Consider the following 21,496-nt stretch of genomic DNA (forward strand, 5'->3'; position numbering starts at 1 on the left):
CTAAAATAAAGGCTGGCTACTCAGGCCAGTCTTGTAATGCTTTTAAAGTAAACTCATAGCCATCGTAGCTTAATAAGCTCTGCTCTGGAGTGATTTCAATGACTGATAACACGCCGATGTTATCGCCTTCGTATAACTCACGACCATTTAACTTAATCCAGCGCTTCGATGTTTCTGAAGCATAAATATGCGCTTGGTATTTAATGGTAGGAATGAGACTTTGTAATGCATCAGGCAAGAGCTCAATTGGCTCTGCATAAGACGTATTTTTAGTGCTACGGGTAATATCAACACTGTGTTTGTTATCAACATCTTCAACCGCTTTAGCAAAAGCATCTTTCAATGTATCTGGTACATCTTTAAGCTCATCATTTGTTGATGGTTGAGAAGCTGGTTGAGTTGGCTGACCATTAAGTGGCTTGCCGAGCACCTTGTATTTACTTAAATCAATGCCATTACTGCTCATTTGCTGCGGATTGATTTGTTGCATTGGCTGCGAAAACTGTGGCTGTGATTGATACACTGGCTGATTTTGATACACAGCTTGTTGCTGGTACTGAGGTTGTACTTGATAACCTTGATTTGCATACACAGGGGCTGAATTTACCGGAACTTGCACCCACTGATATTGCTGACCTTGCACTGGCACCTGCTGCATCATTTGTTGTGGTACAGATTGTTGCACTTGCCCTTGTTGCATCGTTGTTACTTGGGCTGGGTTATTGGTCGCTTGCGGGGTTTGGCTTTGCGCTACTTGCTGTTGCTTAGCGGGTTGCTGTGTTTCAGGACTTACCTGAGCCTCAGTGGCAACGCTTTCTGTGGTTTCATTGCTGTTATTAACAAGCTTTGGCTGCTCAGCAGCAGGTTTAGTTTGCTGTAACCATTTACCAATCGAAAATCCTGCCATAAGCGTCAATATTGCCGCCAGTAATAGCCCAAATGAAAAAGCTAAGCGTCGATACCGTGTTAATTCTTGCTGTTGTTTGAGCGCAAGTGCGGCTTGGTCATGATCAACGGCAGTTTGTGCGTGCTGATCTGATTGTTTAATTGCATCTAGTAATAATGACATAAATGAACACTCGTTATATTAGGTAGGATAAACCAATACCCATTCCTAATACGGCTAAAAATGAAACTGGGTAAAGCCAAACATAACTCGGCTCTTTATTTGCTACAGCAACAGGAGTGCTGGTTGGCGGCAGTGCTTCTGCGGCTGAGCGCATCACAAGTTCGCTGTCGATACTCAATTTTTGCTGTGAAAATGCCCCCACTAAACAGCGCTCACATAATAAATTGATCAATCTTGGTACGCCTTGAGTAACCTGATAAATCGCTTTTAACGCATCCCCTGAGAACAATGCTTGCTCTGTGCCCGCTTTAAATAAACGGTGCTTAACATAGGCAAACACTTGTCCTTCAGTGAGTGGTAATAAGTGATAACGCGCAGTAATACGCTGGGCAAGTTGTCTTAATTCAGTGCGTTTTAGTAGTTCTTGAAGCTCAGGTTGCCCTACTAATACAATTTGCAGCAGCTTTTTATGATCTGTTTCGATATTGGTTAACAAGCGCAGCTGCTCTAGCACATCAGGTGCGAGTAATTGTGCTTCATCAATAATTAAGATGGTGTGACCGCCCGCTTGATTGTTTGCCTCAAGGTGCTTTTTAATCACATCAGTAAGGGTCTTCAGAGTCGCATTAGTACAGTCGTACTCAATCTTTAATTCATCACAAATACTGGCAAGCAGTTCAAGTTGTGACAAAGCCGGATTATGAATTTGTGCCACTTGGGTGTTTTCAGGTAACTGCTCTTGCAGACTTCTTGTTAGTGTTGTTTTACCTGTACCCACTTCGCCTGTTAACAAAACGAAGCCACCCGCTTCACCTAATCCATAGGTAAGGTGCGCTAACGCCTCTTTATGGCGCTCACTAAGAAATAAATACTCAGGATTTGGGGCAATCGAAAAGGGTTTTTCTGACAAGCCAAAATAGCTTAAATACACCGTGTTATTCCTTGCGTTTAAAATCACGGTCTATAATGGCAAAAAACATCGCTACTTAAAACCTTGTTTACATTTTATTGGCTAAATAACGTAAAATAGCGAAAAGGCAAAATTATAGGTGTTTTATGCAGGTTTATTTAGTCGGTGGCGCAGTCAGAGACGCCCTACTTGGTCGTGACGTTAAAGAGCGCGACTATGTGGTAGTTGGTGCAACGCCTGAGCAACTGATCAGCCAAGGCTATCAACAAGTTGGTAAAGATTTTCCGGTATTTTTACACCCACAAAGTAAAGAAGAATATGCGCTAGCGCGCACCGAGCGAAAACAAGGCCAAGGTTATACCGGCTTCATTTGTGATTTCGCGCCTGATGTCACATTAGAGCAAGACTTAATACGTCGAGATCTCACCGTAAATGCCATTGCTCAAGCCCAAGATGGCAGCTTAGTCGACCCATTTTCTGGTCAGCAGGATCTTGAAAATCGTGTATTACGTCATGTCTCCGATGCCTTTAGTGAAGACCCTTTGCGCATATTGCGAGTAGCCCGTTTTGCTGCTCGTTATCATTACCTAGGCTTTACTATCGCCCCAGAAACCCAGTCACTATTAACCGAGATGGTTAAAGCCGGTGAACTGAGCACCCTCACAGCTGAGCGCGTTTGGTTAGAATGCGAAAAATCCCTCAGTGATGGCGCATTTAGCGAGTTTTTAAATGTACTTGATAGTATTGGCGGCCTGCATGTAATTAGCCCTGAGCTTGAAAGTAAATGGTGTGATGAGCTTTACCGTACTTTACAAGCTCGCTTTGCCTATGCGAATAAACTGCAAGTTAGTGACACTGCGTTGTTATTTAGCCAAGTTACCTTAGCGCTTTCAAGCGACGAGATAAAAGCGATGGCTAGCAAGATACGCTTACCTAATGAAGTGCGCGATTTAGCGCTATTTAGCCAAACACATCAAACAACGTTAAGTGCAGAAAAACCATCTAGCGAGGCCGTTTTTGCTTGCTTTAACCAACTTGATTTATGGCGTCGCCCTGAACGTTTTGAGCAAGTTTTAAAGGTGTTAGAGATAAGTCAACAACAGCCAGTAACCCGCTATGACTCTTTAGTAAATGCAGCCACGCAAGCACGAGCAGTCAGCCCGCAACAGTTTATTGCACAAGGTATTAAAGGCGCAGAAATAAAAACCGCGCTTGAGCAAGCGCGGTTAGAGATTATTAAAGGCTACTTTTCGTAGCGCACTAAACGCAAATAAACATCGGACGTTTTTGCGTGAAGGCTGTTGATGCCTTTATCAAATTGATACACCCAAGCTAGATCAGTGCGACTGATCCCTGAAGTGCTACTCCAGTAGTTTTGCAGCTTAGTCGATAAAAATGCGTTTTCGTTAATGCTAGGCTGCACACAACTATGCTCTAAAATACTTGCTAACTCTTTAACATTTGGTACATGCCAATCGCTGTAATCAGCAAAGGTTGCATTTTCAGCCCCGCGTAAAGCTTCGCCCCAAGTAAGTTGCTGGCTCGTGCCCTCGCAAGTATCCGTGTCACTATCATAACTTTGACCAAACGTACAACGTTGCCACATAAGACCCGTTTCGCTATCACTTACTGTACCATCTTCGTTTATTACAAAACGGCTATCAGGGGTCGTCTCTGTGACGGCGCTGTAACATACTTGCGCAGCAGCAAAACCCGATTGCAGAGCAATACCGGTAATTACTGTGATTAAAGGTAACTTTCGCATATTACTCTCCCGGCGTTCTAACTAAGCGCACAAAGGCGGTATTACTTTTTGGATATGCTAAGTCATTAGCACTACTCATATCGATAATATAAGCTTGCGATAAACTCGTACCATCTGCCGCTGTTTGCGAAGTCCAATAAGGCATAAATGAGCTGCTATCACTGCTTAGCTGAATATCACTTGGTTGATTTGGGAAGAAATCACTATTAAGTAACGTAGACTCACCTTGCTTGGCATAATCTAATAACCCTAATAACTCGGTGTAAGTTGGCACACGCCAATTTGTACCACCGCAAAAATCGTTGCTGTTCACATCATTAATGTAAGTTTGCAGGCCACAGTCACTGGTGCTTGGGCAAGTAGAGCTCGCAGCCCCTTGCACACTACCCGTTTGCACACCACTTGAACCATTTAAATACCAGGTATAATGGTTTGTTGCTGCACGATCGGCTGTCGACGGTGGTAATGTTGAACTGGCTTCTTTTACTTCCCAAATAAGCCCCGTGACGTTATCGCGAACACAACTAAAGCTGGTCGCATCATCTGGGAGTTCGTCGGCATATTCGTTCATTTTAGTAAAATCAAACGCTAAGTCGCCCTGACCTACTTTATCTAGTTGGTTTGCGACACTATCACGACCTACATCGGCGTCTTGGCTTGGGAAGTCTTCGCTGTCACAATTAATTTTTTGTGAGTTGTTATAGCAATCACTCATGCCTGTATCGTTAATTAAACCAAGTGGTTTTGGACTAATATCGATAATCACAGTATCTGTGTCGCTTCGCGATTTACTGTCGGTCACGGTAACTTCAAAGCTCAGCTCTGAATCGGTATCAACATCAGGGGCTACAAACGTCGTGATACACTGGTTCTGGTTTGCCAAGGTCACAGTTTCGCCTGTTAATTGCTCCCAAAAACATGACTTTGTTGCCGTCACAATTTCACTATTGCTGGCATCAAGGGTTACAGTATCAAATTCAATAATCTGTTGATCTTCACCTGCATCCGCAATAATAACTTCAACGGTTTTGTTTAAGGTAAACGACGCCTCAGTGCTTGCTGAGCCACCTTCATCATCCGTTACAGTTAAACGCCATGTCATCGCTGTATTCGATTCAAGTAGTGGGTGAGTAAAGCTAATGGTTTGATTGTTGTAGCTGTCAGCCGTTAAATCAGGGCCATCAAGTTGAGTCCACAAGTAACTGTCAACTGAGCCATTTTCATCGATATCAGCAGACTCTTCGCCACTTAATGTGATCACATCACTATATTGTGATGGTAACTCTTCAGGAGCTGTTTGCGTGATCACTGCAACTGGCAGTTGATTATTTGATGTAATAAAAATACTGACTTGATCGGAAACAAGTTGCCCATCGGTTTGATAATTCACTTTTAAAACAAGTTCAGAGTCGAGTTTAATATCAGGCGCGGTAATGGTTTGTTCAGCGCCCTCTGCAGGGAACCCTTCTAGTGCGGGGCCACTGACTCGTTCCCAAGTAAAGGTGCCATCAGCTGGTGAGCCTTGGGCAGAGACAGTAAATTCACTTTTTTCAATAATTTGCTGATCTGAGCCTGCATTAACTGTTGCTGCGATTGTATTCGAATCACTCGAACCGCCACCGCCGCCACAGGCTGTTAATGTCGTTAATGCAACTAGGGTAAGAGGCACTAATCTCATGTTTACCACCTTAAAATGCAAAGTCGGTCATGGCCGACTGCCAAATAAGCTAATAACAAGCAATTAAAGTGCCAGAGTCGGGGTTATAAATAACTTTCTTGATGAATACGTACGAAGAGCTTAGTGCCTATTTTACTGTAATCAACTTTGTACTCTCTGCCATCTAAGGCTTGGATAAACAACAAACGCTTTTCTTCTGCAAATACATCTGGGCTTGATACATACACCATCTCTAAGTAGCGCTCTTTGGCTTCACGACGGTTTTTTGGCAGGTCTTCTTTAAACGGCTCTAAACCATTTTGAGTAACTTTAATGCGTGGGTGGTTCTCACCATTCACAATCACTAAGTCGAGTTTTTTATCTTTATGTATAATTGTGTTTCGACCGCTTTTAATAAAAGAACGTTCTTGACTCATAGCCTTTTCCTACTACTTACTGCCACCTATAGCTTACTTTTTCAGTAAGCGAGTCTCTATAAACTCACTAGGATTCAGTTTCCAACGATTCAAATCAGCACTAAATTGCCAAATATCAACATCAAGTACATTGGCAGGCAATAATAAGTCGTATCCTGTCAACTGCCTTAAATGCTGCGTACGATTGGCAAACATGGCAATCAATCCTTTGTAAAGCTGACCACTTGGGGCAGTGTAGTCCGTCTCTTCTATTAACCATTTTGATGGGCAATCACCATTTTTGCAATGTTTTTGAATAACTTGCATAAATAGATGACGCTGCTCTATTAGTAATCGTCCGGCAATTCTTGGGTGAATCTGTGTTAAAAATTCATCTATGTTATTGAGTTTAATACCAACTGCATTTAACTCAAGGTATTCTAAGCCCTGTTCCACTTTTGGTATACCACTATGATGAAAATTAGCATGATTTAGCTGCCAATTCCCAACTTTGTGATGATAAATAAGTAAATTCTGAGTAAATGTTAGGCTAAAGTATGGTTCTTGAGTTTTTAAAAAGCCAATAAAAATTGCCGCTATGCAGGTTGTGGCTAAAAAAATCTCAACAATGCTAATTTCACCGGGCCTCAATAGGTTAACTAGCATAATAATGATTAACCCAATACCGCCCACAATTAAAAACTCACTGCCATGGCGGGATGCTTGTGCGCGCACTCTAAGTGCAGGAGGTTTCTTATCCATAAACAGAAAAGTAAAAAATAAACATCACAATTGTGACCAAAACTATCTTTCTAAGCGTTAAACAATAATTACATTTTGGCTCTTTACCCATACTAAAACCTCTCTTTTAGTCACAATAAAGGAACAAATTAGCCGAACTTTTAACTTTTACGCCAAATGCACAAATTTATGAGATACCTGACATACGGGGCACGTACTAATTTTGTACACTACACTCAACTAATTTTCTGGTAACACGATGATGTATTCTACACAATCTGGTAAAGCACTTTTTCCTTTTATTATTACCCTTTTGCTAGGGTTATGTATTTATTTGTATTTACCTTCAAGCCAAGGTGAGCAAAGCAACTTTGGCGACAGAGCAACGCAGGTGACAGCACACACTGTTACAGCCGAAGAAAATGCGGTGCTAATAGAAGCAATTGGTAGTGCTCGTGCTAACCAAGCGATTTATATTCGCAGTGCACAAAACGATTATGTTACCGATATCTTTTTCAATGATGGCGACTTAGTTAGTAAAGGTCAAAAGCTAGTTCAATTGCAATCTCAAGAAGAAGAGTTAGCAGTAAAAGAGTTAAGCATTAATTTACGTGAAGAACGCCGTCAACTTGAACGCCTTACTGAGCTATCTCGCTCACAGGCTACGGCTAAATCGTTACTAGAAGAGCAGCTATCTCGCGTAGACGCAACCGAAGCACAACTTGAAAGCGCTAAAACAAAACTTGCCGAAATGACGATTAAAGCACCGTTTTCTGGCTTACTTGGCAAGCGCGAAATTTCAATTGGTACTTATGTTAGCAATACTACAAACATCACCACCCTTGATGATATCAGCATCATTAAAGTCGACTTTAAAGTACCAGAAAAATACCTAGCGCAGTTACAGCTAGGAATGAAAGTGATGACCCAAAACGATGCTTACCCAGATAGAACCTTTAACGGTAAAGTGACGCATATTAGCTCGCGTATCGATTCAGTCACTCGTAGCGTTGAAGTGACTGCAAGCTTTATCAATGAAAAAGGCCTTTTACGCCCAGGTATGCTGTTAAACACCGCACTAGAGTTAAGCTCAAACCAAGCGCTAATGGTGCCAGAGAAAGCCGTCATTCCTCAGCAAGACAAACACTACGTGTTCCAAATTGAAGGTGGCGTTGCTAACAAAGTCGAAGTACATGTGGCGGGTCGTCACAATGGCTGGGTAGCTATTGATAAAGGCCTTGAAAATGGTCAGCAAGTCGTGACTGAAGGCATCATTAAAATCCGTACTGGCAGCAAAGTAAGTATCAAGGGCTAAACATGAAAATTACTGATACTAGTGTTAAACGCCCGGTCTTTGCTATCGTAATAAACCTGTTGTTACTTACCTTTGGTTTAGTGGCATTTTCTATGCTGCCACTGCGCGAATACCCAGATATTGAAACACCGATTGTCAGCGTTAGCACTGATTACACAGGTGCCAGCGCAGAGATTATTGAAACGAAAATCACCCAAGTACTCGAAAACCGCATTTCGGGTATCGAAGGCATTAAAAGTATTAACTCATCAAGCCGAAATGGTCGCTCAAATATCACCATTGAGTTTAATATCAGCCGCGATATCGATGCCGCATCAAACGATGTACGCGAACGTGTAGCCCGTGCCCTTGATAGCTTACCGGAGCAAGTTCGCCCACCAGAGGTCTCTAAGTCAAATAGTGATGAAAGCCCAATTGCCTGGTTTGTACTAAACAGTACCACTATGGATTCATTGCAGTTATCTGATTACGCACAGCGCTTTATTGTTGACCGATTAGCCGTTGTTGATGGTGTCTCTAACGTACGCGTTGGTGGCGAGCGTAAATACGCAATGAAAATCTGGTTAAACCGTAAAGCGATGGCAGCACGCGGTATTACCAGTAGCGATATTGAAAACACCTTACGCACTGAAAACGTTGAATTACCTGCCGGTGAAATCGAATCTATCGACCGTGATTTTACAGTACGTACCGCGCGTAGTTATAAAGATCAGCGAGACTTTCGAAACCTAGTAATCAAACGTGGCGATGATGGCTATTTAGTACGTTTAGGTGAAGTGGCTGATGTTCACTTAGAAGCTGCTGACGACGAAAGCTTATTCCGTGGCAATGGCCGTAATATGATTGGTTTGGGTATTGTAAAACAAGCCAAAGCCAATACCCTAACCGTGGTTGATAATGCCCGCGCAGAGCTTGAAAAAATTAAGCGTAACCTGCCAGAAGGCACCACCATTCAAGACAGCTATGACTCATCTATTTTCATCAAAGAGTCTATTGATGAAGTTTATAGAACCCTTGGGATTTCAATGGCGCTAGTTGTCTTGGTTATTTACCTATTTTTAGGCAATATCCGCGCAACCCTAGTACCTGCTGTAACCGTACCAGTGGCGTTAGTAGGCAGCTTTATGTTCTTGCTGGCTATGGGTTACTCAATCAACTTGTTAACTCTTCTGGCACTCGTGCTTGCTATCGGTTTAGTGGTAGATGATGCGATTGTAATGCTTGAGAATATTCATCGTCGTATAGAGTTGGGTGAGCCGCCACTGCTTGCTGCATTCCGTGGTGCCCGTGAAGTTGGCTTTGCGATTATTGCCACTACCCTCGTATTGATTGCGGTATTCGTGCCACTAGTGTTTATGGATGGCCGTATTGGTGCCCTCTTTACCGAATTTGCGATGGCAGTAAGTGCCGCGGTGTTCTTCTCGAGTATTACGGCGTTAACGCTTTCTCCGGCGCTTTGTTCTAAAGTGTTAAAAGCTTCAGAAAAAGAGAGTAAATTTAGCCAGTGGATGGATAGAACCTTCGCCAAAATCGAAAACGCCTATCGTAACTCTCTGGCTTCAAATATGGGCCGTAAGTGGAGCTTACTACTGACTATGATTTTGGCCGGTGTTGCCAGCTTTATGCTGTTTCAAAAAGTGCCTTCAGAGCTTACTCCAAAAGAAGACCGCGGTACTTTCTTTATCATGATGAGTGGCCCAGAGGGCGCAAGTTATGAAAATAACGCTGCAAACATGGCTAAAATTGAAGAGCGTTTAATGCCTTACTCTGAGTCTGGTGAATTGAGCCGAGTGCTTGTTCGTGTTCCGGGCTGGGGCGGCCAAGGTGGTGTTGCTATCATTGGTATGGCCGACTGGGATAAGCGTAAGCGCTCAACCTGGGAAGTGATGGACGAAATCAGCGGTAAAATGACTGAAGTGACTGATGTGCGTGCGTTTGCCATTATGCGCCGTGGTATTGGTGGCGGCGGTTCATCTCGTCCGATTGAATTTGTACTGCAAGGTAACGATTACGACCAGCTAGCCGATTGGCGAGACCGTATTATTAAGCGTGCTGAGAAAAACCCAGGCTTGGTAAGAATTGACCACGATTACAAAGAAACATTCCCGCAGTTTTTAATCAACATTGATAAAAACAAAGCCGCTGATTTAGGGGTTTCTGTATCGGATGTGGGTCGCACGCTAGAAACCATGTTAGGGCAACGCCGCGTAACGACCTTTATCGACCGCGGTGAAGAATACGATGTGATTTTAAAAGGCACCAAAGAAGACTTTGCTAACCCAACTGATATCTCAAATATCTATTTAAAATCACGTAGTGGCGAATTAGTGCCGCTTGATAGCTTAATTAGCTTAAAAGAAGAAGCCACTGCATCGCGTTTAAACCGTTATAACCGTATGCGCGCAATTACGTTAAGTGCGAACTTAGCAGATGGTTATACCCTAGAAGAAGCGCTTAACTTCTTAAATCAAGTTGCAGCAGAAGAAAACGACATCGACGGTGCAATTGACTACAAGGGTGAATCGCAGCTGTTCTATGAAGGTGCATCGGCGATGACCTATGTATTCATACTGGCACTGACAGTTACCTTCTTAGTACTTGCAGCCCAGTTTGAAAGCTTTATTCACCCATTTGTGATCATGCTTACTGTGCCACTTGGTTTAGTGGGTGCGTTATTTGGCTTGTGGTACACCGGACTTACTCTAAATATTTACAGCCAAATTGGTATCGTAATGCTGATAGGCTTGAGTGCGAAAAACGGTATCTTGATTGTTGAGTTTGCAAATCAGCTGCGCGATAAAGGCGTTGAGTTTAACGAAGCGATTAGCCAAGCGGCAACGCAGCGTTTACGCCCAATTATTATGACCTCATTGACCACAGTAATGAGCTCGGTACCGCTAGTACTTGCAAGTGGCCCAGGTGCAGAAAGTCGCATGGTAATTGGTGTGGTGGTATTTACAGGTGTTATTGTTGCAACCTTACTGACCTTATTCGTAGTACCTGCAGCATACAGCGCACTTGCTCGAAATACCCAGTCGCCTGAGTACTTGCAGAGCAAGTTAGAACAACAAGCAAAAGACAAGCCGTTAGAAGAAATTTAAACAAGCTTGAGCTTTAACAAAACGCCGTCTTTACGGCGTTTTGTTTTTTCGGCTATAGTCAGCAAAACGGTAAGGGAGTGAAATATGGATAACAACATACAAATAGCCACTTTTGGCGGCGGCTGCTTTTGGTGTATTGATGCCGCATTTAGACGCGTAAAAGGCGTGCTTAATGTCAGCTCTGGCTATGCCGGCGGTGAGATTGAAAACCCAAGTTATCAGCAAATTTGTACTGGCTTAACGGGTCACGCTGAAGTTGTTCAGCTCGATTTTGACAGCAGTATTGTAAGCTATAACACCCTACTTGAAATGTTCTTCACTTTACACGATGCCACACAGTTAAACCGCCAAGGTAATGATGTCGGCACCCAGTATCGAAGTGTTATTTACTATCATGATGAAAAGCAAAAAGCAGAATCTCAAGCCATGATTGATGCCTTACAAAAGCAAATTCGTGAGCCGATTGTCACCGAGCTTAGCCCGCTTACAAACTTTTACCCTGCAGAGCAGTACCATCAAGACTATTACAATGAAAACCCAAATCAAGGTTATTGCAGTATTCTGATTGCCCCTAAGCTTGCAAAGTTCGAACAGTATTACGCAGATAAACTAAAATGAAAAAAGCCCGCTAAGTAGGTAGCGAGCTTTTAGACGCAGAACTAATAATAACGCTGAGCTTGTTTTAACTTAAGACTAATGACATCAACGGGCAAATTAATGTCAATTACTAGCTATAAGTAAACAGCTCAACTGACCTTATTGGTTATTAGAACTGATAGCGGGCACCTACAAACAGGCGACGCTCGGCCGTGTTGTAGTAATAAAATTCGTCGTTGATGTAATCACCATCTAGGTCTGTACCATAGGCATCAACGGCGTTGTACTCTTTATCGAATAGGTTTTCTACACGTAGTGACACAGTTAAGTTGTCAGTTGCTTGGTAGTGACCAACTAAATTCCATAACGTATACGAAGGTAAGTGCGTTAACTTGCCATCACGATCACCACGGTATTGCATATCGATACCGGCATCAAAATCACCCCATGCTTTGTTTAATGACCAATTCACACTGTGATTTGACACATAGGTTAGTGACTGACCTGTCTCAGTATCTTCCGCTGAAAGGTAGGTAAAGTTAAAGCTGTGATCAAAGCCAAACACCTGGTTTTTAAAGCTAAACTCAACACCTTCGTGGCGAGCTTCGTTTATATTGGTTGGGATCCACTGCCCTGATGCATTTGGTGCCCAAGCGATTTTGTTGTCGATTTCGCTGCGGAAAATCGCAATATCAAGGCTGATATCATTCACATTGAGTGATAAGCCAAGCTCTTGGTTATCTGATGTTTCAGGGTTTAACTCTGGGTTACCTGAGCCTGGGTAATATAGGTCATTAAATGTTGGAGATTTAAAACCCGTACTTTGACTTACGCGGAATGTAGCGATGTCATTTAAGTGATAGCCAACAGCTGCGGTGTAAGTTGTTTCATCACCAAACTGTTGATCATCATCTTGGCGAACTGTTAGGTTTGCCAGTACTTGTTCGTCGTCATAATAAGCGCCAACAAACGCAGCGAATACTTCACGGCTGTCTTTTAAGTAAGTACCTGAGTTAGTGTTCACTTCATCTTTATACCAATTCAAACCGCCACTAAGAGTCAGCGCTTGATTGAAAAAGTATTGGCCATTGTAATCAATTTGCTCACGCTCAGTTTCAAACTTATCGACCACCGTTGCGCCTGTGTAATCAATACGTGAGTCATCTGAACTATCACTTGATATTGCAATATCAATGGCATGGCTGTGTTTTTCGAAAGCTTTTTTCCAACCTAGTGAAGCTTGGTAGTTTTCAAACTCGCCTTTTTCTACAGTGCTGTCTGCAGGGCTATAAGCGCTATCGTATTTTGCTTCGCCTTCTGAGTATTGTGCTTGCGCTAAAAACTCACCTAACTGCTCATTTTGATAACCTAGGTTAAAGCCAAGGTTTTTGTTCTCGTAGCCGTCTTCATCTGGCGCTAAGCCTTGCAGAACATCAAATCCATCTGTTTTTTCGTAACCGGCATTAACGGCCACATCAACACCCGCAAACTGACCACCTGTCGCTACTTGGTACTCTTGGTAAGAGTCTGAGCCAAAAGTAACATCTAAGGTCGTATTTTGTGCTTTACGCGTAATGATATTAATTACACCAGCTAGCGCATCAGAACCATATACAGCAGCACGTGAGCCTTTAATTACTTCAACACGCTCAATACTGTTTAAAGGAATATTGCTAATACTTTTATAGCCAAGTGTTGCAGAGCCGGTGCGTACACCATCAATTAAAATTAGCGTATGACGAGAACTTGCACCACGTAATGACACACCTGAGCTTTGCCCAAAACCACCATTAGCATTAATTTGAAAGCCTGCTTGAGTGGCCAGTAAGCTTGGTAAGTCACGAACATAGCTTGCTTCAATATCAGCACGGTCAATGACAGTAACGCTGGCTAATACATCATTAATTGATTGTTCGAATTTATTGGCAGTAACTGTGATGTGCTCGATCGATTGCTCGTCAGCAGATACAGAAAAAGACAACGCAGCAGCAACCGCTACGCCTAACGCAGATTTATTTAGCATGATATCCCCTAGCCTGTGCCCACCGCACACGCGAATAGTAAGTTACTTCAAGGCCGGTCTCCGGACTCTGTAAATGCATGGCATATACATTACCGTTGCGGGGGCAGTGTTGGCATTGTTTTCTCCCTGAAAACGCACCGACTTCCCGATTATCTTGCGACTATTTCACCCTTTGAAATAAAACGTATCTGAAGATACAGCAAGCACCTCGAAAATAGGCCGTTATTGTGATGATTTTGGGGAAGAAAGTCAATGGACGGCTATACTTCTAAACCAAAGTTTTAAGTCTAAAGCTTCAAGCTGCAAGTTAAGTGCTAAGGTGTAAGCCGAAAGTAAAAAAGCCAATCAGCATGGCTGATTGGCTTTTATAAAACAATGATTACCAGAAATACTCATGAGGTTTCGAGTTTCCTAACGGAAAAACAATTCCTTCTGGGTCAGCACCATTCAGCACAAGCTTACAAAGAGCTTTATTTAAACGTCTTCTTGGCTTGGTCATCGTCATTTTCACCCACCAACTTGGTGTTTGTTGGTAAAAATAAGTACTGTGTGGGCCTGTGTATTTTCTGTTTATTTTACCGTGTTTATTACGATCTATTGCTTTGTTTTTTACTGACATAAATATCCTCTAGCTGAAAATAGCTAGAAGATATCTTTTTCTCTGTAACCTAATATTTGTCTCAAAATACGCTCCTTGTAAAGTTCAGAAACTTGTAGGCTTATAGCTTAAAACTTACAGCTTAAAGCTAAAAACATAGAGTATTAATCGCGGAAGTTTTTGAACTGGAATGGTTGACCTAAATCAGCAGTACGAACAACTTGCATTGCTTCTTGTAAATCATCACGCTTTTTACCAGTTACACGTAATTCTTCACCTTGAATAGCAGCTTGTACTTTGATCTTTGAGTCTTTGATTAACTTAACGATTTTCTTCGCTACGTCTTTTTCGATACCTTGCTTAAGAGCAACGTCACGCATTACGTATTTACCGCTACGCGACTCATCTTTAAGCTCAAGGCTAGATACATCTAAGCCACGCTTTGAAATTTTCGCAGCAAGAATGTCAAAAAGTTGCATAACTTGTTGTGGTGCTTCTGCTTTTAACTTGATTACTTTGTCACTTAGTTCGATTGATGCATCAACACCACGAAAATCAAAACGCGTCTCTAGTTCACGCTTTGCATTATCTACTGCATTCTGCGCTTCGTTCATTTCTACTTCAGAAACAATATCAAATGAAGGCATGGGGTTCTCCTAACATAGTCTTTTTTAAATTCATTTATGGTTGGCAATTATAACGCTTATTTGTCGATTCTTTCTATTTTTATCCGACTTGTTCAGGTGCGATGCAAAAATTGTTTGATATACTGGCCATTCAATTTCGGCATTTTTTAGGGTTTATTGTGACAAGGCGTGTTTACCAAGTTATCTTTTTAGCCAGCATTATTGGCTTTACTATTTTATTTGCCAAAGAAATTAAAGGGGTGAGCAACCTCTTTCCACACGTTGATAAAGTGGCGCATTTTGGTATTTTCTTTGTACTGGCCATGGTGATGGACAAAGCCTTTAAATTGCCACTTATGGTGCAAATTTTACTGTTAGCCGGATATGGTGCAGCCATAGAGTTTATGCAAGATATGCTGCCTTACCGTCAAGCTTCGGTTGGGGATTTTGTAGCTGATTTTATCGGCGCTGTAAGTTACTTTATTATTAAACTTGGTTTTCATTTAGGTAGTAAGCAACGTAATGGCTAACATTTTAATTGTTGGCGACGGTGCAATTGGCTTATTGTTTAGTCATTTTTTATCTGCACAACATGACATTACATTGCTGACCCGTAAGCCGACCCTGACCACGCGTTTTTATCAAGCGAGTAATGGTAAATCACACCCAATTAAAGCTCGCCTTATTCACCACAAAGAGCTAAGCCAATCCGCCCCCTTTGACTTGGTGTTAATAACAGTAAAAGCATTTCAGGTGCAAACTGCCTTTGGACAAGTAGAACCTTATCTCAGTAAAACATGCCAAATCATTCTTTCTCACAATGGCATGGGGAATGTCGATGAGCTCAATACCCAACTTTTAAACACACAAGGGTTAGCGTTTTTAACAACGCGTTTAGCTGGTTTTAAAACAACGCCTTATAGTGTGAGCCATACAGGTAATGGTGAAAGCGTGTTAGGTGCATGTAATGCAGCTGCATGTGAAAGACTCAGTGAGCTTAAGCAGCAGTTTAGTTACTTACCACACTTTTCTGTGAGCGATGATATTCACTCATTGCGATGGCAAAAACTGTTAGTGAATATTGCAATTAACCCGTTAACAGCGATTCATAACGTAAAAAATGGCCAGCTACGTGCACCGCAATTTAGCACGCGCATAATCAATTTACTTAGTGAAGCGTGCCTGGTCGCCAATAAACAAGGGGTTAAAGTAAAACTCAGCGAGGCGCTGGATCAAGCCTATTCTGTGATGACAGCCACCGCTGAAAACTTTTCTTCTATGCAGCAAGACATCAGCCATAATCGAGAATCTGAAATTGATGCAATTTGTGGTTATGTGTGCGAGCAAGGCGCTAAGTTAGGGGTAAAAACTCCCTATAATCAGGCCATGCTGAGCATGATAAAAATAAAAAGTTAAGCTACAAGGGGAAAGGAGAAAGAGTAAAGTTACTTGCTTCTCGTTTCTCGTTTCTCGTTTCTCGTTTCTCGTTTCTCGTAATTATTTCAGGCATTAAAAAAGCGCGAACATGTCGCGCTTTTATCAGTATCTCTTACGGACGATACACTTTGACGTTGCTAAAGCCTTCTTCGTGCAAGATCAGCGCTTGTAGCTGGCTCATCACACCTTTAGCACAATATAAGTAATATTCTTTATCTTTTGGTAAGTCACCAAATTTAGTCGCTAAGCGGAAGAAAGGTAAATGTACAACTTCAATACCTTCAAGCTCTAATGGGTTTGCGTCTTCTTCTTCAGGTGAGCGAATATCAACAACAACCGCCCCTTCAGGTAAATCAGATACAGACTCAGCTTCTTTCACTTCTTCTTTTGCTTCGGTGTCGATATCGCGAATATCCATCACACGCGCATTCTCAACAACTGTATTTAGCACGTCGAAGTCAAACTTAGCTTCTTCGGCAAGAATAGTTTTGATTTTCGCTTTAACCGTTGGCTTTTTAGAAATTACGCCACAGTATTCAGGCATGCTTTCTGCCATCTCAGCCGTGCCGATTTGACGCGCAATATTGATTATATCTTGCTTGTCGTGTTGGATTAACGGGCGAATGATTAAAGTTTCCGTCACACGGTCAATCACACTCAAATTAGCCAATGTTTGGCTTGATACCTGACCAATACTTTCGCCTGTTACCAGTGCTTGTACACCTAGTTTTTCTGCAACTTGACTACCGGCACGCATCATCATTCGCTTAAGCACAACACCCATTTGGCTGTTTTCAACGTTCTCTAAGATTTCTGCTACAACAGGTTCAAAATCAACAGTAACAAATTTCACTTTATGAGTAGAGCTGAACTGTTTCCAGATATAATAACTCGCCTGCTTAACACCGATTTCGTGCGCAGCACCACCTAAGTTAAAGAACAAGAAGTGAGTACGCGCACCTTTACGGATCATTTGATAGCTGGCAACACCAGAGTCGAAGCCACCCGACATAAGCGACAATACATCTTCTTGTGTTGGCAGCGGGAAGCCCGCCATACCTAAGTGAGTTTGAGTAACAATGTATGCTTTATCATCACGTACTTCTAAGCGAACAGTCACTTCAGGGTGAGATAATTTAACGCGCGCACCTTCAACATGCTGATTTAAACCACCACCTACGTAGCGCTCTACATCGCTCGATGTGAAATCATGCTTACCAGAACGTTTACAACGCACACAGAAGGTTTTGCCCGCAATCGTATGGCCGATTAGTTCAAGTGCTTTTTGGTAAATATCGTCGATTGAGTCGAAGTCTGTTTCTGTTACTTCAATAAACTGTACGATACCTGGAATGCGTTTTAAGCCATCGATAATATCTAAGCGAACTTGCTCAGATTCTAGTAAGCTAACAACAGAGATATTGTCCCAGTTGTTTCTTACCTGAACTTTTTCGTCAACACGACGCAAAACGATCTTAATGTTATTTTCTAATAACTTGGTAAAACGCTTACGAACAGATTTACTCTTGATCGCGATTTCAGGGTGTAATTTGACGATAAATTTAAGCATAGTTCACTCTTAGACTGTGGATTTCACACGCCCTGAGGTATAGCAACCTCAAGGGCGCGCGATTATAACAAAAATTATAGCGTCTAGGAAATAAACTGCTTTGCGGGATTATTGTTCGCTTTGCTCTGTTTCAGCAAGGGCTAAATACTTAGCTCTTAATTGGTTAACTTGCTCTAGGTGTTGCTCAGTGCAATGAGCTTTTAATAGCAGTAATACTTTTAAAATACCGTTATAAATATCAGCTCTGGCAAGTTCACCACTTAAGCGACGAGCTTTGATGTAAGGCGTCCAAAAGCTCACGGTCATTTTAAGCATATGCGCAAGTTCTGTAACATCTTCGTCTTCAATGCAAATAACACCACCTTCACGTAATGCAAATAGCACATCTTTGACTTGCTCTAAAAGCTCAGCTTGAAACGCAATATAGCCTTTTTTCAGCTCTTCATCACGAGATAAAATATCGCCTAAGTTGTCGTAGAAAAACTGAAAACGCCACATTAATTCAAACAGTGAATCTAGATAACCGGCTAGATTCTCTAGCGCATCATCATCAGGCGTCAAAGGCTTAAAGTGTGTGTGTAAGTGGTCGCTATACAAAGCAAATATGTGACGAATAATATCTTCTTTATTTTTAAAGTGATAATACAAGTTACCTGGGCTTATCCCCATATGCGAAGCGATATGATTGGTTGTTATGGCACGCTCACCGTGGCGATTAAATAACTCGATGCTGGTGTGTATGATCTTGTCCTTTGTGCTCATAGCCTAATTACTCTGTTTTTTATGATTATTACGTTCCCCAGCCGAGCAGTATAAACAAATGCGCGGCAATTAAATACTACCTTGAAAAATATTAACCTCAATCGGTTTAGTACCTTATATAGGTGAAGGTTCCTAATCCGATACGCGTATTTTCTAAGCTGCATCGTCGAGAAAACACTGTTAATATAGCAGGCAAATTTATAAATCGCTGATAGTTATGAACGTTACTGCAATCTATCCGGGCACTTTCGACCCACTTACAAATGGCCATACAGACTTAATTCATCGCGCGGCAAAAATGTTCGATAAAGTAATTGTTGCCATTGCGCATAACCCAAGTAAACAACCCTGCTTTACCCTTGATGAGCGCGTTGAGCTTGCTAATAAAATTTTGGCGCATCTTGATAACGTGAATGTAATTGGTTTTTCAGGCTTATTAGCTGATTTAGCTCGCGACCATAATGCCGAAGTGCTTATTCGTGGTATTCGTGCGGTGTCTGACTTCGACTATGAATTTCAGTTAGCTAATATGAATCGTCGCCTGAATCCAGATCTAGAAAGTGTATTTTTAACACCGGCAGAAAAAAATTCATTTATTTCATCGACTCTCGTCAAAGAAGTCGCACGCCACAATGGCGATGTGAGCGAGTTTGTTGACCCTATTGTAGCTAAAGCCTTACAGGATAAAATTCACGGATGAAATTAAAAAAGTTCATTAGCTTAACTGCATTACTAATGATCTCTGCACCTAGTGTTGCTGGGCCATGGATAGAAAGTGACGACCCTTTACTTCGCGCTTCAATCGAAATGCTATTTAACCAAGGCATTATTAAACAGCCTATTAATAGCTACCCATTAATGTGGCAAGGTATCGCACGCGACCTAGACGTTGCCAATACCAGCCAACTAGATGAACGAAGCTTATTTGCCTACCAGCATGTTAAGCATGCCCTTGATAATGCTAAACAAAAAAGCAGCTCAGGTATTCGCCTAAACTACAACAGCGAACCTCTCGCTCAGCAAGGTTTTGGTAAACGCCACCAGCAAGAAAGCGGTGTAAATAGTTATGGTTCAATCACAGGGAAGCGTGTTAGCGCTAAAGTCAGTGTAAATTACGCCGATGACGCCCTTGATAAGCAGCATGTTACTTACCAAGATAGCTATTTAGCCGTACTCCTGGGTAATTGGTCACTTAGTGTGGAGCAAGTAAGCCATTGGTGGGGGCCAAGTAACGATAACGCCCTACTACTATCAAATAATGCGGCGCCAATGAAAGGCGTGCGCTTTACCAGAGCAAATACACAATATGTCGGTCCAACTTGGTTATCATTTATCGGTAACTGGCAGTTAACGGGTATCTACGCCAAACAAAAGCCATATCTAAATAACTCAGATGACGGTGACTTTTGGGCGCTCCGATTTGCAAGCACCCCATTAACAGGCCTTGAAATAGCAATTAACAGTGCAGGCTCTGATTATTTAACTAACCTAGAAATTGACCCTGTTACACTCGAAAGCAATGAATCAACACATCGTTTAACTAGTTTAGATGTTAAGTACTCAACCACTTTAGCGGCTCAACCTATTGCTTTTTATGCTGAGGTAATGGGTCGAAATGAAAGTGGCTTAGCACCGAGCGAGCCATTTTATACGCTAGGTGTTGAAAGCTATTTTGGCTCGAAAGAGAGCCTATTAAAAAGCTATTTTGAATACTCAAATACAGAGCAAACTTGTGAGCAAATTAGCGATTGCGTATATGGCTCTGGCAGCTATACACAACGCTCGCGCTTAATTGGCAGCTCAACACCACTACAAAGCAAATCGGCTATCCTTGGCGCCTATTACCACACTCTAAACGGTTATGGTGGCCATGCTAAGCTTCGTTGGATTGAAAGCGAAACCAAACACGCTGAGCTCGCGTCAGATATGAGTCAGCTGCAGTTAGAACTCGGTTATCAGCAATCTGTGTTTAACGGCCTGTGGAAAGTGACAGGACTTGTTTCAAAAGATGAAATAGGTGATGAGTCAGAAACAAATACAGCCCTTAGAACCAGTTGGGAATACCGCTTTTAACTAATTGAGGTTAAGCTGGTTCAGCTTGACCTCGAATTCGCCTATAAAGCTTCACAAGCCCTAAAAAATCTTTATTACTGAAAAGTGCGATGAGCATCATTGCATCCATAATATTGACAGTAACCGTATAAAAGCCCCATAACCACCACTCTTCGGTATTCTCAAGTATATTAATATCTATATACATGCTGATAAAAAGAGAGCTGTTAATTAATAAACCTAATAACACATAGAGTTTTGCAGGGTAACTATCGATCGATTTACCTTTAGATATAAGCAGTATTGCACCAATACAGGTGAGATCTAGAACTGTCCAAACTACATAGGCAGTTGCATAACTCATCGACTCTATCTGGAAAGTAGCTGAAGTTAGTGGATCTGAGGCTAAATAAGACAAAAACATTGTTAGCGAAATCCACATTAAAGTTTTATCACCATTGGGAACTATTGATTTACTAACCATGTTATATAGGAAAGCCATCAGAAATCCCCACATAATAAATGTTGCTAGATAAGCACTTACATACTTATGAAACTCAGCCAAAGCTTTTCACCTTTTCTTTTGAAAAATTCATGCATACAACACGATGAAGCTTTAGAAAATCCTTATTAAAAAGCAACACGAGAATCATAGTGACATCTACAGTGTTTACGCCAAATGAGTACAAAGTCCAAAGAAACCATTCAGATTTGTTTTCGTATATAAAAATATCGATGTATATCGATAACATTAGGATGGAATTGAGAGTAAGTCCGAAGAGGATATATGTTGTTCCGCAAAAGTTAGCTACCTTGGCACAATACATCCAAGATAAGACTAAAGCTATAGTGAGTAA

At 41.8% G+C, this 21,496-nt stretch carries 20 protein-coding genes and 1 riboswitch; of the genes, 8 read left to right on the top strand and 12 right to left on the bottom strand.

What is annotated here, in order from left to right; all coding sequences use genetic code 11:
* Window positions 1-16 precede the first annotated feature (16 nt).
* On the bottom strand, window positions 17-1,069 hold the full coding sequence (locus tag J8Z28_RS14260; protein WP_062566402.1) for a general secretion pathway protein GspB: 1,053 nt from the start codon (window positions 1,067-1,069) through the stop codon (window positions 17-19).
* Window positions 1,070-1,082: 13 nt separating this feature from the next.
* Entirely contained in the window at window positions 1,083-2,000 is a 918-nt protein-coding gene (locus tag J8Z28_RS14265) for an ExeA family protein (protein ID WP_062566403.1), read from the bottom strand.
* Window positions 2,001-2,125: 125 nt separating this feature from the next.
* Between J8Z28_RS14265 and J8Z28_RS14270 the strand changes: the two genes are divergently transcribed.
* Window positions 2,126-3,235: a tRNA nucleotidyltransferase/poly(A) polymerase-related protein gene (locus tag J8Z28_RS14270; protein WP_062566404.1), complete on the top strand. Its 1,110-nt coding sequence runs from the start codon at window positions 2,126-2,128 to the stop codon at window positions 3,233-3,235.
* Here the strand turns inward: J8Z28_RS14270 and J8Z28_RS14275 are convergent.
* The 4 genes from J8Z28_RS14275 to J8Z28_RS14290 all read right to left on the bottom strand — a co-directional run bounded on the left by J8Z28_RS14275 (window position 3,223) and on the right by J8Z28_RS14290 (window position 6,579).
* The gene (locus J8Z28_RS14275; RefSeq protein WP_062566405.1) at window positions 3,223-3,744 is read right to left on the bottom strand and encodes an Lcl C-terminal domain-containing protein; all 522 of its coding nucleotides are present in this window, start codon (window positions 3,742-3,744) and stop codon (window positions 3,223-3,225) included. The genes J8Z28_RS14270 and J8Z28_RS14275 overlap by 13 nt on opposite strands.
* A 1-nt stretch (window position 3,745) precedes the next feature.
* Window positions 3,746-5,422 carry an Lcl C-terminal domain-containing protein gene (locus J8Z28_RS14280; RefSeq protein ID WP_062566406.1) on the bottom strand — a complete coding sequence of 559 codons (1,677 nt, stop codon included), beginning with the start codon at window positions 5,420-5,422 and terminating at the stop codon, window positions 3,746-3,748.
* Window positions 5,423-5,505: 83 nt separating this feature from the next.
* Window positions 5,506-5,838 carry a hypothetical protein gene (locus J8Z28_RS14285; protein WP_062566407.1) on the bottom strand — a complete coding sequence of 111 codons (333 nt, stop codon included), beginning with the start codon at window positions 5,836-5,838 and terminating at the stop codon, window positions 5,506-5,508.
* 33 nt (window positions 5,839-5,871) lie between these two features.
* Window positions 5,872-6,579 carry a DUF2982 domain-containing protein gene (locus tag J8Z28_RS14290; RefSeq protein WP_062566408.1) on the bottom strand — a complete coding sequence of 236 codons (708 nt, stop codon included), beginning with the start codon at window positions 6,577-6,579 and terminating at the stop codon, window positions 5,872-5,874.
* 241 nt (window positions 6,580-6,820) lie between these two features.
* Between J8Z28_RS14290 and J8Z28_RS14295 the strand changes: the two genes are divergently transcribed.
* The 3 genes from J8Z28_RS14295 (at window position 6,821) to msrA (ending at window position 11,592) form a co-directional block, all read left to right on the top strand.
* The gene (locus J8Z28_RS14295) at window positions 6,821-7,873 is read left to right on the top strand and encodes an efflux RND transporter periplasmic adaptor subunit (RefSeq protein ID WP_062566594.1); all 1,053 of its coding nucleotides are present in this window, start codon (window positions 6,821-6,823) and stop codon (window positions 7,871-7,873) included.
* A gap of 2 nt (window positions 7,874-7,875) precedes the next feature.
* Window positions 7,876-10,974 (top strand): efflux RND transporter permease subunit, encoded by a 3,099-nt coding sequence (locus J8Z28_RS14300; RefSeq protein ID WP_062566409.1) that lies wholly within the window; start codon window positions 7,876-7,878, stop codon window positions 10,972-10,974.
* An 84-nt stretch (window positions 10,975-11,058) separates the two neighbouring features.
* The gene (gene msrA / locus J8Z28_RS14305) at window positions 11,059-11,592 is read left to right on the top strand and encodes a peptide-methionine (S)-S-oxide reductase MsrA (RefSeq protein WP_054560929.1); all 534 of its coding nucleotides are present in this window, start codon (window positions 11,059-11,061) and stop codon (window positions 11,590-11,592) included.
* 148 nt (window positions 11,593-11,740) lie between these two features.
* On the opposite strand, the gene J8Z28_RS14310 is transcribed toward msrA, so the two are convergent.
* The 3 genes from J8Z28_RS14310 to J8Z28_RS14320 form a co-directional block, all read right to left on the bottom strand.
* Entirely contained in the window at window positions 11,741-13,594 is a 1,854-nt protein-coding gene (locus tag J8Z28_RS14310; protein ID WP_062566410.1) for a TonB-dependent receptor domain-containing protein, read from the bottom strand.
* 34 nt (window positions 13,595-13,628) lie between these two features.
* Window positions 13,629-13,784, bottom strand: a riboswitch (cobalamin riboswitch).
* Window positions 13,785-13,973: 189 nt separating this feature from the next.
* Window positions 13,974-14,213, bottom strand: a complete 240-nt coding sequence (locus tag J8Z28_RS14315; protein WP_054551105.1) for a hypothetical protein — start codon at window positions 14,211-14,213, stop codon at window positions 13,974-13,976.
* 143 nt (window positions 14,214-14,356) lie between these two features.
* The gene (locus J8Z28_RS14320; RefSeq protein WP_054551104.1) at window positions 14,357-14,839 is read right to left on the bottom strand and encodes a YajQ family cyclic di-GMP-binding protein; all 483 of its coding nucleotides are present in this window, start codon (window positions 14,837-14,839) and stop codon (window positions 14,357-14,359) included.
* A gap of 158 nt (window positions 14,840-14,997) precedes the next feature.
* On the opposite strand from J8Z28_RS14320, the gene J8Z28_RS14325 reads away from it, so the two are divergent.
* Together J8Z28_RS14325 and J8Z28_RS14330 are read left to right on the top strand one after the other, a co-directional pair.
* Complete coding sequence (locus J8Z28_RS14325) at window positions 14,998-15,348, top strand: VanZ family protein (RefSeq protein WP_055021578.1); 351 nt, start codon at window positions 14,998-15,000, stop codon at window positions 15,346-15,348.
* Window positions 15,341-16,234: a ketopantoate reductase family protein gene (locus tag J8Z28_RS14330; protein WP_062566411.1), complete on the top strand. Its 894-nt coding sequence runs from the start codon at window positions 15,341-15,343 to the stop codon at window positions 16,232-16,234. The genes J8Z28_RS14325 and J8Z28_RS14330 overlap by 8 nt, the downstream gene beginning before the upstream one ends.
* A 133-nt stretch (window positions 16,235-16,367) precedes the next feature.
* Here the strand turns inward: J8Z28_RS14330 and thiI are convergent, their stop codons facing one another.
* Both thiI and J8Z28_RS14340 read right to left on the bottom strand, forming a co-directional pair.
* Window positions 16,368-17,825, bottom strand: coding sequence for a tRNA uracil 4-sulfurtransferase ThiI (gene thiI, locus J8Z28_RS14335; RefSeq protein ID WP_062566412.1), 1,458 nt, complete (start codon window positions 17,823-17,825; stop codon window positions 16,368-16,370).
* A gap of 108 nt (window positions 17,826-17,933) precedes the next feature.
* Window positions 17,934-18,587, bottom strand: a complete 654-nt coding sequence (locus tag J8Z28_RS14340) for a TetR/AcrR family transcriptional regulator (RefSeq protein WP_054560933.1) — start codon at window positions 18,585-18,587, stop codon at window positions 17,934-17,936.
* A 217-nt stretch (window positions 18,588-18,804) separates the two neighbouring features.
* Between J8Z28_RS14340 and coaD the strand changes: the two genes are divergently transcribed.
* Together coaD and J8Z28_RS14350 are read left to right on the top strand one after the other, a co-directional pair.
* Window positions 18,805-19,287, top strand: a complete 483-nt coding sequence (gene coaD / locus J8Z28_RS14345) for a pantetheine-phosphate adenylyltransferase (protein WP_058585805.1) — start codon at window positions 18,805-18,807, stop codon at window positions 19,285-19,287.
* Window positions 19,284-20,660, top strand: a complete 1,377-nt coding sequence (locus J8Z28_RS14350) for a capsule assembly Wzi family protein (RefSeq protein WP_062566413.1) — start codon at window positions 19,284-19,286, stop codon at window positions 20,658-20,660. Before coaD ends, J8Z28_RS14350 begins: the two co-directional genes overlap by 4 nt.
* A gap of 10 nt (window positions 20,661-20,670) precedes the next feature.
* On the opposite strand, the gene J8Z28_RS14355 is transcribed toward J8Z28_RS14350, so the two are convergent.
* Entirely contained in the window at window positions 20,671-21,204 is a 534-nt protein-coding gene (locus tag J8Z28_RS14355) for a hypothetical protein (protein ID WP_062566414.1), read from the bottom strand.
* Window positions 21,205-21,496: the final 292 nt, after the last annotated feature.

The organism is Pseudoalteromonas sp. SCSIO 43088 (assembly GCF_023650795.1).
Classification (GTDB): domain Bacteria; phylum Pseudomonadota; class Gammaproteobacteria; order Enterobacterales; family Alteromonadaceae; genus Pseudoalteromonas; species Pseudoalteromonas shioyasakiensis.